Annotated in this window: 1 tRNA gene; it reads right to left on the reverse strand. The window is 48.3% G+C overall.

Annotation, left to right across the window (positions count from 1 at the left end):
* Nucleotide 1: 1 nt before the first annotated feature.
* A tRNA-Val gene (locus AC3E6G_RS09520) sits at nt 2-74 on the reverse strand.
* Nucleotides 75-205: the final 131 nt, after the last annotated feature.

The following is a 205-nucleotide window of genomic DNA, read 5'->3' on the forward strand; positions in this document are numbered from 1 at the left end:
ATGGGAGTTAACGGGATCGAACCGCTGACCCTCTGCTTGTAAGGCAGATGCTCTCCCAGCTGAGCTAAACTCCCAAATGGTCGTTTAACTCAGCCAACGGTGAGAAACTGCGTTTCTCTTATCCGCCGATTGGAATCTCGATTGCCTCTCAATTCCAACTAAGCTAAACTCCCAAATGAGCCTAGTTTCCACTAGACTCAACCTT

Source organism: Streptococcus sp. SCPM-O-B-23252 (M501), assembly GCF_058200355.1.